Consider the following 15211-nt stretch of genomic DNA (forward strand, 5'->3'; position numbering starts at 1 on the left):
CTTATGCAAGAAACAAAGTCATACAATATTTCAAAACAAGCAGTTTACCAAGCATTTCTAAAAGTAAAAGCCAATAAAGGAACTTTTGGAGTAGATGAAGAATCAATTGAGGCTTATGAATATAAGCTGAAAGATAATCTATACAAACTGTGGAATCGATTATCATCGGGAAGTTATTTCCCAAAACCGGTAAAGGCAGTATCCATTCCTAAAAAGAGTGGTGGGCTGAGAGTACTTGGGATTCCAACAGTTGAAGATAGGATTGCACAGATGGTAGCGAAGATGTATTTTGAACCTGTAGTAGAACGATTGTTTTATGAGGATTCTTATGGCTATCGGCCGAATAAGTCGGCAATCCAGGCAATAGAGAAAACAAGAGTTAGATGCTGGAAAAGAGATTGGGTACTGGAATTTGATATTAAAGGACTATTTGACAATATCAGACATGACTATCTAATTGAAATGGTAAAAAGGTACACTCAAGAGAAGTGGATTATCCTATATGTGGAAAGATGGTTAAAAGCACCTTTCCAGAGGGAAGATGGTTCGACTGTTTCGAGAAAAGCCGGGACACCGCAAGGTGGTGTAATCAGTCCAGTTCTAGCGAACTTGTTTCTTCATTATACGTTTGATGACTTCATGGAAAAAGAATTTCCTAATATACAGTGGGCTAGATATGCCGATGATGGTATTACTCATTGTGTATCCCTAAAGCAAGCGAAATATCTGAAGAAAAGATTGGAAGAACGGTTTAGAATCTTTGGTTTGGAGTTACATCCTGATAAGACAAAGATTGTTTACTGCAGAGATAGTGATAGGATGGGGAACTATCCGATAACGACATTCGATTTCCTGGGCTTTACGTTTAGACCTAGAGGCGCCAAGAATAAATATGGAAAATGCTTCACAAATTTTCTTCCGGCTGTATCAGATAAAGCGAAAAAGGCGATTCGCAAAGAGGTAAGGAATTGGCGATTACAATTAAAAGCGGACAAAAAGCTAGAGGATTTAGCGAATATGTTCAATAGTAAAATTCAAGGATGGATGAACTATTACATGAAATTCTATAAATCAGAAATGTACAGTCTACTGCGCTACATCAACCAATGTCTCGTGAAGTGGGTTCGTCGTAAATATAAAAAGCGACAAGCACGAAGAAAAGCGGAACATTGGTTAGGGGAAATCGCCAAGCGAGAAAGAAATTTATTCGCGCATTGGAAAATTGGAATATTACCATCGGCTGGATAATGGGAGCCGGATGAGCTGAGAGGTTCACGTCCGGTTCTGAGAGGGCCTAAGGGGGAGGTTCCCTTGGGCTACTTACTGCAATATCTATGTTAGAAGCAAACGAGCAGGACAGCGTGTGATGAAGAAATCCATTCAATTTCTCGAAGAACAACTAAAGTTGACGGTAAATCGAGAAAAGAGTGCGGTAGGAAGCCCATTGAAACGAAAGTTTCTTGGATTCTGCATTCTGCCAACAAAGAAAGGTATTAAAATTCGCCCTCACACAAAAGCAAAACAGCGTGTGAAAAGCAAGCTCAAACAACTCACTAAAAGAAACCGTGGAAGAAGTATCCAACTTATTTTAAAAGAAATCAAGCAACTAATGACTGGTTGGATCAACTACTATGGAATTGGTGAGATGAAAGAATTCATGAGGGAGTTAAACGGTTGGTTGAAGCGAAGAATCAGACAATATATTTGGAAACAATGGAAGAATCCAAGAACCAAAAGGAAAAATCTGATTCGTTTAGGGATCGATAAAGCGAAAGCGTATGAATGGTCAAATACAAGAAAAGGTATTTGGTCAATCTCCAAAAGTCATATTCTTCATCGATCATTAACAGACAAAGAACTGGCCCGCCAAGGATATGAGGACATCTCCTTGAAGTACCAGTTCGTACACTCAACTTATTGAACCGCCGTATATGGGTCCGTACGTACGGTGGTGTGAGAGGGGCGGAAGGTCAGTTGGCTTTCCCCTCTACTCGATTTGAATATCATAAAAAGAATATTTTTCCTAGTAAATTTTTAGTAAAGGATTTCATAAGCGATTTTAAAGATGACGTAAGGTATGACGATTTTTTTTGCTATTTACGTATAAAAAAAGTAGTATTCTTTGTGAAAGTAAATATAAGTAAACTTGTTAGGTGAGGCTCCTAAACAAATATAAGCTATTGCGCAGAAACGTCGAAAGACGCCAATGTGTAAAACAGGAATTGTCGGATTAAGGCTTTTCATAAAATAGCTAAGAAGGAATTCTTTACGTTGTTTAGTGCTAAAACTCAGACGATGAGATTGATTGTGTGAGACACCAGACTTGTTAGTTTTTTTGCTAACGTTTGGTGTTTTTTTTAGGTTATTTACTGTGGACTCTCTCGTCTCAAACAATTACTTGATGAAGGGAGAGCTATACATGATAAAAAAAAGAAAGATCGATTGGCTATTGTTGCTACCTTATTTGGGAGTTAGTCTAATCGGTCTTTTAATTGTCTTCAGTGCGAGTTCCTATCGCCTGATGGCTGAAGGAGAAAACCCGTTAACATTATTTAGTAAGCAAGCAATTTTTATTGGGCTGAGTTGGTTACTAATTGCGTTCATTTTTCATGTGAAAAGCAATGTTTTGACAAATGGAATACTAGCAAAAGGATTGCTAGTGATCGGGTTGGTTAGTCTGCTGCTGGCAAAAATAGCGGGCGTCAGCATTAATGGTGCACAGAGATGGGTGTCTATATTAGGAATCCAATTCCAGCCATCGGAAGTGACAAATGTGGCATTAATTCTTTATTTAGCTTACTTTTTCCGAGTGAAACGGACACGACATGAAATGTTGGTTCCTTGTGGCCTTGTCTTACTTAGTGGATTATTGATTTTACTCCAACCAAAGGTAACGGGTGCAATTATTATTTGGGGGATCGCATTAATAATCATAACTACTGCGCAATTACCGTATCAGTTATCGGTGATTCTCTTTCTAACGATTTTTATGGGGATTGTTGTGACAGGCGGCATGATTCTTTTTCTGGGTAGTCATCATCTATTGCCTGAATTGTTCGCTCATACTTATGATCGTATTCGATTAGTCAGAGATCCATTTTTAGATCCTTATGGAAAAGGATTTCAAATGAGCAATTCCTATTATGCTCTTTATAATGGCGGCTTCTTTGGTCGAGGTCTAGGAAATAGTATCACCAAAAAGGGCTACCTTCCAGTTGCCGAAACGGATTTTGTGTATTCGATTTTGGTTGAAGAGTTAGGCGTGATTGTTGGGTTATTCGTATTGGCGTTGCTTTTTTTGATTGCGCTTCGTCTATTTGTATTGGCATCGAAGGAAGGCAACCAGCAAGTTAGTTTGATTTATTTCGGTGTGGGAAGTTTGTTATTGTTCCAAACAAGCATCAATATCGCAAGTATTTTAGGCTTGATACCCATGACGGGTGTGCCTCTGCCTTTTATTAGTTATGGCGGAACTAGCTATTTGATTCTTTCTGCAGCTCTTGGTATCTGCTTAAAATTATCTTCGGAGGTCCAAACACATGATGAAACGTTTGAGCAACGAATTTAATTATTCTCTATTTTTACCGCTTTTCTTGTTTTATCTAATTAGTATCGGTATTCAATCATTGGCAGCTGAGCTGGATGGTGTCGATGTGAAAAGTGTAATGATGAAACAGATTCTTTTTTGCTTGCTTTCATTAGCGGCAATGGGGATAGTGAGTCGCATTACAACGTCTCATTTATTGAAATATGCCCCGCTTTTTTATGTTCTTTCATTGGGCTTGATGGCTCTTTTATATTGGTTTCATGACCCGGCTATGTTTGCGGTGACAAATACGAAACGGTGGCTGCGAATCGGTGGATTTTCTTTTCAGCCTTCAGAATTAATGAAGCTTAGTTTTATTCTTTTTATGGTTCGACTAACATTGATCGACGAAATGAACCAGCCGCAACGAAGCTTGAGAAATGATCTTGGCTATATAGGGAAAATCTTACTATATAGTTTACCGACGTTTTTACTGATGTTTATGCAGCGAGATTTTGGCACAAGTTTGGTCTTTATTGCGATCTTAGGGGCGTTATTTGTTATTTCTGGTGTTCACTGGAAAATTCTTGTTACGATCACTGGCGCAGCTGCAGCTTTAGGAAGTACGTTACTGATTTTAGTATTTAGCGAGTGGGGAAATAAACTGCTTTATTGGCTGCATTTTAAGACGTATCAATTAGACCGGGTTCGAGCGTGGGTCGATCCCTTTCAATATCGCGATTCCATCGCGTATCAACAAGTACAGAGTCTTTATGCGATTGGCTCTGGCGGATTATTTGGACGAGGGGAAGGACAAGCGTCAGTTTATGTTCCTGTTCGGGAATCGGATATGATTTTTACAGTCGTTGGAGAGAGCTTCGGCTTTATTGGAGGAACCTTGGTTATTTTTCTCTATTTCTATTTGTTTTATCAAATCCTTTACGCAGCAATCAATACGAATAATAAAGCGAACTTATATATTGCCGCCGCTTTTGTTTTTAGTTTACTGTTCCAAATTTTTGAAAATATCGGAGCGGCAATCGGCATACTGCCGTTAACGGGTATCCCATTGCCGATTTTGAGTCAAGGGGGAACATCCTTAATTGTTCTAGGTATAGGTTTTGGGATCATGATGGGGTTTAAGAAAAATTGAATGGAGAGACAAACATGAATATGCGAAAAACCTTTTTGCTAAGTAGCGTGAGTGCGTTGCTCATAGTATTTCTTTTTACCATGGCAGTTGTACTGAATGCGCAATGGCTGACTCATTTAGATCAGCTATTCATTCAATATCGATTGCCTGATATTTTGGCAGTAACAACTTTTGTGGGTGTGATTGCTAAATTCGCTACGATTGGTCCAATGCTTGTAGTTTTTAGCCTCATTAGTATTTTTTTACTGCGAAGCAATTTTAAAGCGTTGACTATTTGGTGTCTTGGAAATCTGATCCTTATAAGTGGAATAGGATACTTGCTGAAACAGCTCATTCAACGATCGCGGCCTGATCAAATACAATATATCTCACGCTCTTCGTATAGTTTTCCTAGTGGGCATTCGCTTTTGGTCATGACGTTCGTGTGTTCCGTATTACTGATTTATTTTTTTATAGAAAAGAAGCCGCCGTTAATAATAAAATCGTTATTAATCTTTTTACTGATAACTATTACAGGCGGCAGAATTTATTTGGGCGTACATTTCTTTAGCGATATTATTGCTGGACTCTTTCTTGGTGGAGGAATTACTTTTGGCACAGCCAGTCTTTTTTACCCCTATTTACGACAAAAGAGTTCAGTGGATCACAAAGCTAAATTTTTACCATGGCAAAAGGTGCTGTTAAGCATCTTGGCAATGTTAGTTGTACTTGCTGCGGGTGTAAGTGTTTTTGCTTTAAAAGTTTACCATGGTTCACAAAAAATGGCGGATTCAATGTATTCTCCGATTGAACGAGAGAAAAAGCAAAAGTCACTAGCAGCTTCCGAACCGATAAGCATTTTAATTTTAGGAATTGCAAACGATGCGAAGAGAAAGACAGATTTTCGAGCGAACACAATCATGGTAGCTACTCTGAGCAATCAACTGAATAAAGCAACGCTTGTGAGTATTCCGCGAGATTCCTTTGTTGAAATTGTGGGTGCGGACTATGAGGACAAAATCAATCATGCGCATTCGATTGGAGGACCAGAAATGATGATGGATACAGTAGAAAAATTTTTGGACATTCCGATTCATCATTATGTCGCGGTAAATATGGATGGTCTGCAGACATTGGTAGATGCAGTCGGAGGTGTTACTGTAGATAATGATTTTGCTTTTTCAGCTGAAGGAATTGACTATCCCAAAGGAAAACAACATTTGAACGGTTGGGAAGCCTTGCAGTATTCACGGATGCGATACGAAGACCCAACCGGAGATTATGGTCGCCAAGGAAGGCAACGCGAAGTAATGGAATTATTGATCAATAAGCTGCTTTCGGCGAAAAGTATTTTTAGTTATCAGAAAATTTTAGATGGAATTGGAGAAAACGGAAAGACGGATCTAACCTTTCATCAAATGCAGACTATTTTGACTGGTTATCATTCTTGTCTGACGGAGATTGATAGTCAGCAGGTACAAGGAGAAGGCTTTATCGGTGATGGATTCACAGGTGAAGAGGGTATTTCTTATCAAAAGATTCCACAAGAAGAATCGGATCGGGTAAAGAAGCTCTTGCATAAGCAATTAGCTTTAGAAGAAAGTAAACAATGATTCATTTTAGTGATTTCATCTATTTGAATTTTAAATTTATTGATCTAAATTTTCTAATTAAAAAATAATTTGCGCTATAATAGCAACAGGAAGGCGGGAAATTATGCTTAGTCAAATAGGTTTATTACTTGTAGTTGGAGTGTTGGCAGGAATATTAGGGTCAATCTTGGGAATCGGCGGAGGAATTATTTTAACGCCTTTTTTGACGTTAGTCATGGGCTTGGACATTCAGTATGCGATCGCTGCTAGCATTGTCTGTGTGATTGCAACAAGTTCTGGTGCAACGATCGCTTATCTGAAGGATGACATGCTGAATTTACGAGTCGCGATGTTTTTAGAGATTGCGACAACGATCGGAGCCATTGTTGGCGCCTTGCTTTCGGGAGTGGTTCCGACGGGGTTTCTATTTATTTTGTTTGGTGGCTTTTTATTGTTTTCCGTATTGAATATGATTCAAAAATTACGCGGTAAAACAGATAAAACGATCAATAAATCGGCAGGCGATTCGCTGGCTGAAAAGTTAAAGCTGAATGGTTCATACTATGATAAGGTGCTGGATAAACAAATTAATTATCAAGTAGAGAAGGTGCCAGGAGGCTTTGCTATGATGTTTGGAGCTGGAATTGCTTCAGGATTATTGGGTATCGGAAGCGGTGTTTTTAAGGTAACGGCAATGGATACCATCATGAAAATGCCCTTAAAGCCATCAAGTGCCACCAGTAATTTGATGATGGGTGTGACAGCGGCGGCTTCTGCGATGGTTTATTTTTTCAGTGGGGCCATCTTGCCACAAATTGCGGCGCCGTTAGCCTTGGGTGTGTTAGTTGGAGCAACGGTAGGCTCTAGGATTATGACACGACTTAAACCAATTGTGATTCGAATGATTTTTATCCCAATTCTATTGTTTATGGGACTTCAAATGGTTCTGCGAGGATTCGGGGTGATTCAGTAATGGAAAACAAAGAGGAAATGTTGAAAATCGAACGTTCTATCGGTTATATTCTGAGAATTGGAGTAATTGTTTCTGCTACGATTATTCTGATTGGCATGATTTTATTATTCTTTCAACCGGCTACCGGTCAAGCGCCACTGAATAGTTTGACACTGATTATGCATGAATTGGTTCAATTAAACGGAGAAGCGTTTGTTATGTTGGGGCTTTTTTGCTTGATTTTAACACCCGTCTTACGAGTAGTGGTATCAATCTTTGCATTTGCGAAGGAAAAGGATTATTTGTATGTTTTCATTACGATCATTGTGCTGATTGTCTTAGTTATCGGTATGAGTTTTGGTTTAGTCGAAAAATAAAAGTAAAAATCCGACGAACAATACATGTTGGTCGGATTTTTACTAGCTTTTCCGTGATAAAATTTGGCTGGTCAGACGTTCTAATTTTTCTTTTGTGTTGAAATAGTTGTCTGGTAGTTTTCGGATATCCTTTAGTGCTTGTTCAGTATACTCGGTTGCCAGCTGCTGTGCGTAGTCTACGCCACCTAATTCTTGAACCAAACGCTGTACCTGCAAGCTATCTTCAACAGTCATCTGCTTTTGTTTTTCTAAGTAAGGACGTAATTGACTGTTATCTTGATTGAGCGCATAAATCAACGGCAGGGAATAAACGCCTTGACGTACATCTTCTAGGACGGGTTTACCTAATGTGGCAGCGTCTGCTTGATAGTCCAATAAATCGTCCATAATTTGAAAGGCGATTCCGATGTTATGACCAATCATGCCAGCCTTTTTAGCAAAGCGTTCACTATTGCCGCTTTCAAAGGCACCAACTGAACAGCTTAAGGCAAAAAGCTCTGCTGTTTTTCCTGAAATATTCTCCAAATACTCTTCAACAGTTTGATCAAGTTTGTAGCGATCATCCATTTGTCCTAACTCGCCATCGAGAATTTTTTCCATACTGCGAGAGTTCAGCTGCAGACTCTTTAGTGAGGTTGAGTAGTCGGATAATAATTTAAAACAGCAGATAAATAAATAATCTCCAGCGTAAACGGCGGTATCGTTACCAAAGGTGGAACGAATCGTCGGTAATCCGCGGCGTAATTCAGATTCATCCACGATATCGTCATGAATCAGGGTGGCCGTATGGAGCATTTCGATGGAAGCCGCTAAAGAGGTGGCTTTCTTTTCATCTTGTTCTGGACCAAATTGAGCAAACAGCAGCTGGTAAGCAGGGCGCAAAAGCTTGCCACCAGCATGGATCATATCCAACACAGCCGATTCGACTTTTTTATTTTTTAATTTCACCACATCCTCCATTAATTGGAGGGTCGTGGTTAACTGCTTAGCAAGATCAGGATAATCTTGCCACATGGGATGAAGTTTCATTTTGGCTATCCTTCTAATCCTTTTTCAGATTTTTTTTCGATTCATAATCTAATTGGAATTTTTGCAATGCACGTACGTGAACTAATAAATAATTACCGGCGATACCAATGACGATACCGGCAAGAATGCCAAGTAGGGACATAACTGGCAAATAAAGCATAACGGTCCAAGATTGCGCGATCCAGCTGGCGACGAAGAGCTGGCCAACGTTATGAAGAAAACCGCCGGCAGCGCTGATTCCGATGATGCTAACACGTTTAGGTCCAAGACTCTTCACTAGAAGCATACCGAAGTAGCTCAACAATGATCCGCTCATGCTATATAAAAAGGTTGAGATGGTTCCGCCTAAAAGGGTTGTTAGAATCAGACGCATCCAAATCAAACGAAAACTGTCTCTTTTGGGCATCGTAAAAATCGCAACGATGGTGATTAAATTGGCGAGTCCTAGTTTTGCCCCAGGCGCGAAGGCGAAGGGGGAAGGAAACATATTTTCAATCAACCCCAAGATGACACCCTGGGCTACTAGGAGTGCTATGTAAATTAATTTTTGTGTTTTATTCATAGTAAAAGCAGCTAATAGATGACACTGCCGGGTTCCCCTCCGTCTGAGGATTTGATTTCAATTAATAATTTGTGAGGCAAACAAACAATCGTTTCACCTGATTGGTCGATCCAGCCGCGACGTACACAGATTTGGTCACCGCAGTTCGCTTCTTTAATCCGAATTCGACCTTCTTTGATTTCAATCAAATTATAGTCGCCATCCTTATCTTCGTAGCGATAAGTGTAGCTCTGTGACTTATCTGAAAGATCAAAGGTCTTGATTTCTTGTCCATCAACAGAAAGAACCGCCTCTTGCATTGGACTGGCAGTGCGATTGAGACTAAAGACCACAACGGGAGCAAAAGAGAGCACGACTAGAATGAGAACGATGATGCCGTCCCAAGGCCGCAGCAAACTATTTTTTGCAAAATCCTTCAGCTTCAAATTATACACCTCATTTATCCTCACTTGAGCATTTCATACTAATGTTTGCTTCTTTTTCTTATCATAACATAAAGAAAGTTCTAAAGAGAAAATCAAGCCCTTTAGAACTTTCCTTCACTATTCGTCAAATAAATTTGACTTATTTTTTTCCGTAGATTGATCTTGGTGTTCCATACCACCATTTTCCGACAGTTCGTTGAATCCAAGGAATCACCCAGCGATCAAGACCAAGCGCTCGACCAGATCCGTTCATCAAAGCAAACGCTACGAAGATAAACCAAATGTTTACCCAGAAGAACATACCAGATAGACAGAAAACTACGGTTAAACCAATCGTTGCAGCACTTGCTAACCAAGTGAATAGTCCGAAGATTAAGGCTAATGCAATACCAATCTCAACAAAAGTCATAAATTTTTGCATAAATAATGCAACGTCTCTATTTGGCATCATGAATTCCATGATATTTGAAAACCAGTGAGGCATTTTTTCAAAAACCGGCATTGGATTTTCACCAAAAGCATAACTGAAACCAAAATGTGTCGCAGCAGTAGCAGCCGCGTCAGTCGCGCCGCCAGCCGCTCCAGTTGCTGCGGTCGTTGCTTCAGCTGCGTGTGATCCAGCTGCGGATGCACCCGTTGTTACTTGCTCTTGCAACCAAGGGAAGGGGAAGACAACATTGTCAGTAAACCATGAGCCGCTTCCAAACCAAGAGCTTGGATTCAAATAGCTGCCGTCGCCGACAACTTTTTTTGAGGCTTCGATTAGCCACATAGAGCCATAGAAGACCCGTAATGGAACACTCCACAATACGTTTCCGTAACGAGAAGAATGTCCGCGAGTTACGTTGCGGTCGTTCTTGATGTGGAAAAATTCGTGCATCATGTATTGGAACATGTAGTAGCCTGAACGAATCGTAAAGAAGTACAGCAGATTGACTAAATGTTTAACCACGATCGCTAAGAAGCCTGATAGATGGATTTTATCCATCAAATTAGCAACGCCCCATTTAGAGCCAATTGAAACCATAAATCCTTGATAATTACTCTTAAATTCGTGTTTCGGTGTGTTCTTGATTTTCGCTACAATATTAGCAGCTGCTGTATGTCCAGTTTGTTCAGCAGCTTGAACTATTTGCGGGGTTGGCTTGCCATCGTTGTTTTCTTCGTAATGAACCAAGTCACCGATGATATAGATATCTTTGTCCTCATAACCCTTTGCTTGCATGTATTCATTGGCGTACAAGCGTTGACCGCGGGCAGTTTCCAAACCGAAATCTGCCGCATCGGAGGTTCCCTTGACACCAGCAGTCCAAATCAAAGTGTTTGTTGGAATTTGCGAACCATCTTTTAGGACGATGTAATCAGCAGTTACCTCAGTGATTGGAGCACCTTTCTTCAGTTGAATACCTTTTTTCATCATGAAACGCTCTGCTTTTTCCGCGTCTTTACGGTCTAGCATATTTAGGATAGTAGGAAGGGCTTCAACAACCATCAGAGTAAACTCTTCAGGGCGTAATTTGTGCTCCTTAGCTAAAACATTCTTCCATTCCATTAATTCGCCGATCATTTCGATTCCGGTAAAACCAGAACCACAAACCACAAAAGTGAGCATAGCACGGCGTGTAGCTTCATAGGGCTCCGAGGCAGCTTTTGCTACGGTATCTTCAATGTGTTTTCTGATCTTGATCGCATCTTCCATTGACCATAAGGTAAAGCCGTGTTCTTTAACACCAGGTGTACCAAAATCATTTGGTTCGCCGCCCATACCGATGATTAATTGATCAAAAGGGTATTTACCTAATTTGGTTTTGACGATTTTTTTCTCTTTATCGATACCAATAACAGTATCTGTAACTAATGAAACATTTTTCTGACGAGCAAATAACCGCTGTAAATCGTATTGGACTGCGTCTGGTTCTACGCGTCCGCCAGCTACTTCATGTAATTCGGTCATCATTGTATGGTAAGAGTGACGATCGATCAAGGTGATCTCAACATCATCTTTTTTTAGCTTTTTGGCCATGAACTTCGTTGCTGAAACACCTGCATACCCTGCACCCACAACAACAATTTTCTGTTTTGCCATTGATAATCCGCTCCTTCTAAATGATAATGACTGCACAATTATAATAAATTGATAATACCTGAACAATCGACTACATTATACATATAGTTCATTTTTTTGTCTATAAGAACTATTCTAAAGTAATATTAACGGTTTTCTGATAATATGATTAAAAAACAATAGTTATATATAGTATTTAATGTACAAAAACGTAGGGATGTTTTAGAATGATTTTGTTTAAAGAATCACAAAAAAATAAAAAGGTGGAGTTTAATCATGAAAATGAAAAAAATCGTATCTGGATTTGCAGTGGTAGCTTTTTCTACACTAGCGTTAGCTGCTTGTGGCGGAAATGATGATAAAGATACAGCAGCTAGTTCTTCAACAAGCTCTTCTGAGGCAGTTAAACCAGCGGAAAAAGTAGCAGGTGGGGATTTAAAAGATGGTACCTACAAGCTTGAAGAAAAGAATTATGCAAACGGCTACCGTGTTGTTTTTGATATGACCGTTAAGGATGGAAAGATCACGAAATCTAACTACGATTATCTAAATGAAGACGGGAAATCTAAAAAAGATGACGCGGATTACGAAAAGAACATGAAAGAAAAAACAAAAACAGGTCCTAAGGAATACATTCCAGAATTGAACAAATCTTTAGAACAAACACAAAATCCAGATGCAGTTGAAGTAGTAACAGGTGCCACTCATTCAAGTGAAAACTTCAAAAACTATTCTCAACAATTAGTCCAAGCAGCTCAAGCTGGCGATACGAAAACAATTGAAATCGACAATGGCGCTGATCTGAAAGACGGCACTTACAAGTTAGAAGAAAAGAATTACTCAAATGGCTACCGTACAATCTTCAGCATGACTGTAGCTGGCGGAAAAATTACTGAATCTAACTTTGATATGGTAGACAAAGACGGCAAATCTAAAAAAGATGATGCGGACTACGAAAAGAATATGAAAGCTAAAAGCGGTGTTGGTCCAAAAGAATATATCGAACAATTAAACAAAGGTTTAGTTGAAAAAGGTGCTCCTGCAGACGTTGAAGTGGTAACAGGCGCGACACATTCTTCACACGCATTCCAAACATACGCTGCACAATTAGTAAACGCAGCTGAAAAAGGCGACACAACTGCAATTCAAGTTGATAACATCGTCACTAAATAATAATTCCTTTATTTTAGGGAATCTTAGAAGAGCTGGGGTTTCCCCAGCTCTTTTTTGCTAGTTTTGTTTTTGGCAGTTTATGTGAATCAAGGTCAGGTTAACAGAGGATAGTAAAAAAACGGTTGAACTGTTTAGCAAAATAGTATGCGTGCCGAAAATCCGACTCATTTTTCAAGGGTTTGGAAAAATGATTTCATTCAAATGAGGTAGCTTTCAGTCCAACTTTTCGCAGTTATTCATAAATAATCGATAGTAATCAGGAATTTAGCTGTTTTTAAATAAATCAACATAGAAAATTTGTCTCAAACACGCTATGATAAGGTGATAAAATTTTGAATACAAAGGAAGTAGCGAAGTGAAGAAAAGAATAGTGATCATGGTTTTCGGGTTATTGATGGTTCTGCTGACAGCTTGCGGCAGCAACAAACCAAAAATAAATGAAAAGCCATATGAGGATAAGCAATTTTTAATGGGTACATATGTCCAAATGCGTATTTATGATGATGGAAAGGAAGCTGCTCTGAAACCGGCTTTCAAGCGAGTGAAGGAGCTGGCAGATAAGATTACGGTTAATCAAGAGGGGTCAGAGATTGACGCAGTCAATAAAGAGGCTGGGGTAAAGCCAGTCAAAGTAACAGATGACATGTTCTTTCTATTAAAGGAAGCTTATAAATATAGCCAAGATTCAAAAGGCGGATTCGACATGGCAATTGGTCCGATTACATCGATGTGGCGGATTGGTTTCCCTGATGCGCGTAAGCCGGCTCAAAATGAGATTGATCAAGCCTTGAAGTTGGTTAATTATCATGAGGTCGAATTCAACGATGAGAATAAGACTGTCTTTTTGAAAGAAAAAGGTATGAAATTAGACTTAGGGGCAATTGCAAAAGGCTATATCACTGATGAAGTCGTCAAGGTTTTGAAAGAAAACGACGTAACGACGGCGATTATTGATCTTGGAGGCAATGTTTATGTTATGGGTCATAGTCCGCGGGGAAATCAAAAAGAAGATTGGACAGTCGGAATTCAAGATCCGAATCAAGCACGGAATGTTGTATTAGGAAGTGTGCCAGAAAGTAATATGTCACTGGTAACATCTGGGATATATGAACGCTATCTAGAGGCGGATGGGAAAACTTATCATCATTTGTTCAATCCAAAGACTGGCTATCCTTTTGACAACGATATCGCCGGTGTAACTATTGTTTCGAAAAAATCAATCGATGGCGATGGCTTATCTACTGCGGTCTTTTCGATGGGGGTCAAAGAAGGCCTGAAATATGTAGAGGGCTTAAAGGATACAGAAGCGATCTTTGTTACGCGAGACGATAAGGTTTATGTCACAGCTGGATTGAAGGATATTTTTGAATTAAATAAAGAGGCTGGCTATAAAATGGGCAATGATAAGGATCTGAAATAATATGACAAGAAAGATTTTTTTTGATCTAGTAGAAATTCGAACGAAATTGGCAAGCTTCTTTCCTTTTTTAATTGCTGTGCTGTTTACGAATACGTATTTCCATTCGTTTCATTGGGGAAAGACGCTCTGTTTCTTCTTTGGCATGATTGCTTTTGATATGGCGACGACGGCGATTAATAACTATATGGATTTCCGCAAAGCCCATTCAGAAGAGTATAAATATCAAGAAAATATTATCGGAAAAGCTCAACTTTCGGAGCGAACGGTTGTAATGATTATTTTTGGATTGATTGGGTTTTCGGCCATTGTTGGGATCACATTAGCGATTCAAACTGGCTGGCTGTTGCTGGTGATGGGCTGTGCCTGCTGTTTTATCGGAGTCTTTTATACCTTTGGTCCGATCCCATTGTCTCGCATGCCGCTGGGCGAAGTCTTTAGCGGTGTGACGATGGGGCTGGGAATCTTTGCTATCACGGTTTATTTGAACACGTATGATAAGAAGCTTTTTTTCATGGAGCTGGATTTGCAACATTTTGCGATTACTGGGAGTACAACGGCGGCGTTGGCGGTTGTCTGGGCGTCAATTCCATTAATAGCCACAATCGCAAACATTATGTTGGCGAACAATCTTTGTGATCTGGAACAGGATATTGAAAATCATCGCTATACATTACCTTTTTATTTAGGCAAAAAGAATGCGGTGATCTTGTTTAATCTCTTAATGTATGGTTCTTATCTGGCGATCGTGATCGGTCTAATCACGGGTATCTATCAATGGCCGATTCTGATAACGTTCTTGAGTTTGCTAAAGGTCTATCCACAAACCAAAGCGTTTACTAAAGAGCAAATTAAACACAAGACCTTTGCAATGTCGATTAAAAATTTAGTCGCCTTTAATGGCAGCTATGCATTAGGACTATTGGTCACATTGTTGTGGCAGCTTATCTGATAAATCGGA

Annotated in this window: 14 protein-coding genes and 1 riboswitch; of the genes, 10 read left to right on the top strand and 4 right to left on the bottom strand. The window is 39.6% G+C overall.

What is annotated here, in order from left to right:
- Positions 1-3 precede the first annotated feature (3 nt).
- The 7 genes from ltrA to OMU_RS01720 all read left to right on the top strand — a co-directional run bounded on the left by ltrA (position 4) and on the right by OMU_RS01720 (position 7579).
- On the top strand, positions 4-1248 hold the full coding sequence (gene ltrA / locus OMU_RS01690; RefSeq protein WP_016178253.1) for a group II intron reverse transcriptase/maturase: 1245 nt from the start codon (positions 4-6) through the stop codon (positions 1246-1248).
- A 118-nt stretch (positions 1249-1366) separates the two neighbouring features.
- Positions 1367-1921: a group II intron maturase-specific domain-containing protein gene (locus tag OMU_RS01695; RefSeq protein ID WP_016178254.1), complete on the top strand. Its 555-nt coding sequence runs from the start codon at positions 1367-1369 to the stop codon at positions 1919-1921.
- A 217-nt stretch (positions 1922-2138) separates the two neighbouring features.
- Positions 2139-2307: riboswitch (M-box (ykoK) riboswitch) on the top strand.
- Between the two features lie 112 nt (positions 2308-2419).
- Complete coding sequence (locus OMU_RS01700) at positions 2420-3568, top strand: FtsW/RodA/SpoVE family cell cycle protein (protein ID WP_016178255.1); 1149 nt, start codon at positions 2420-2422, stop codon at positions 3566-3568.
- A complete protein-coding gene (locus OMU_RS01705; RefSeq protein ID WP_016178256.1) occupies positions 3540-4679 on the top strand; it encodes an FtsW/RodA/SpoVE family cell cycle protein in 1140 nt (379 codons plus the stop codon). Before OMU_RS01700 ends, OMU_RS01705 begins: the two co-directional genes overlap by 29 nt.
- A 14-nt stretch (positions 4680-4693) precedes the next feature.
- The gene (locus OMU_RS01710; RefSeq protein ID WP_016178257.1) at positions 4694-6271 is read left to right on the top strand and encodes a phosphatase PAP2/LCP family protein; all 1578 of its coding nucleotides are present in this window, start codon (positions 4694-4696) and stop codon (positions 6269-6271) included.
- Positions 6272-6374: 103 nt separating this feature from the next.
- Positions 6375-7223, top strand: coding sequence for a sulfite exporter TauE/SafE family protein (locus tag OMU_RS01715; protein WP_016178258.1), 849 nt, complete (start codon positions 6375-6377; stop codon positions 7221-7223).
- On the top strand, positions 7223-7579 hold the full coding sequence (locus OMU_RS01720; RefSeq protein WP_016178259.1) for a DUF1634 domain-containing protein: 357 nt from the start codon (positions 7223-7225) through the stop codon (positions 7577-7579). Before OMU_RS01715 ends, OMU_RS01720 begins: the two co-directional genes overlap by 1 nt.
- A gap of 42 nt (positions 7580-7621) precedes the next feature.
- Here the strand turns inward: OMU_RS01720 and OMU_RS01725 are convergent, their stop codons facing one another.
- The 4 genes from OMU_RS01725 to OMU_RS01740 form a co-directional block, all read right to left on the bottom strand.
- Positions 7622-8608, bottom strand: coding sequence for a polyprenyl synthetase family protein (locus OMU_RS01725; RefSeq protein WP_016178260.1), 987 nt, complete (start codon positions 8606-8608; stop codon positions 7622-7624).
- A gap of 13 nt (positions 8609-8621) precedes the next feature.
- Entirely contained in the window at positions 8622-9170 is a 549-nt protein-coding gene (locus OMU_RS01730) for a Gx transporter family protein (protein WP_016178261.1), read from the bottom strand.
- 11 nt (positions 9171-9181) lie between these two features.
- Positions 9182-9595 carry a NusG domain II-containing protein gene (locus OMU_RS01735; protein WP_034875886.1) on the bottom strand — a complete coding sequence of 138 codons (414 nt, stop codon included), beginning with the start codon at positions 9593-9595 and terminating at the stop codon, positions 9182-9184.
- Between the two features lie 139 nt (positions 9596-9734).
- A complete protein-coding gene (locus OMU_RS01740) occupies positions 9735-11681 on the bottom strand; it encodes an FAD-dependent oxidoreductase (RefSeq protein WP_016178263.1) in 1947 nt (648 codons plus the stop codon).
- A 255-nt stretch (positions 11682-11936) separates the two neighbouring features.
- Here OMU_RS01740 and pplA point away from each other — a divergent pair, with 255 nt between their 5' ends.
- The 3 genes from pplA (at position 11937) to menA (ending at position 15202) form a co-directional block, all read left to right on the top strand.
- Entirely contained in the window at positions 11937-12833 is an 897-nt protein-coding gene (pplA, locus tag OMU_RS01745) for an extracellular electron transfer flavoprotein PplA (protein WP_016178264.1), read from the top strand.
- Positions 12834-13227: 394 nt separating this feature from the next.
- Positions 13228-14253 carry an FAD:protein FMN transferase gene (locus OMU_RS01750; protein WP_369906299.1) on the top strand — a complete coding sequence of 342 codons (1026 nt, stop codon included), beginning with the start codon at positions 13228-13230 and terminating at the stop codon, positions 14251-14253.
- 1 nt (position 14254) lies between these two features.
- Positions 14255-15202, top strand: a complete 948-nt coding sequence (gene menA / locus OMU_RS01755) for a 1,4-dihydroxy-2-naphthoate polyprenyltransferase (RefSeq protein WP_016178266.1) — start codon at positions 14255-14257, stop codon at positions 15200-15202.
- Positions 15203-15211: the final 9 nt, after the last annotated feature.

It is taken from the genome of Enterococcus avium ATCC 14025, from assembly GCF_000406965.1.
GTDB lineage: Bacteria > Bacillota > Bacilli > Lactobacillales > Enterococcaceae > Enterococcus_A > Enterococcus_A avium.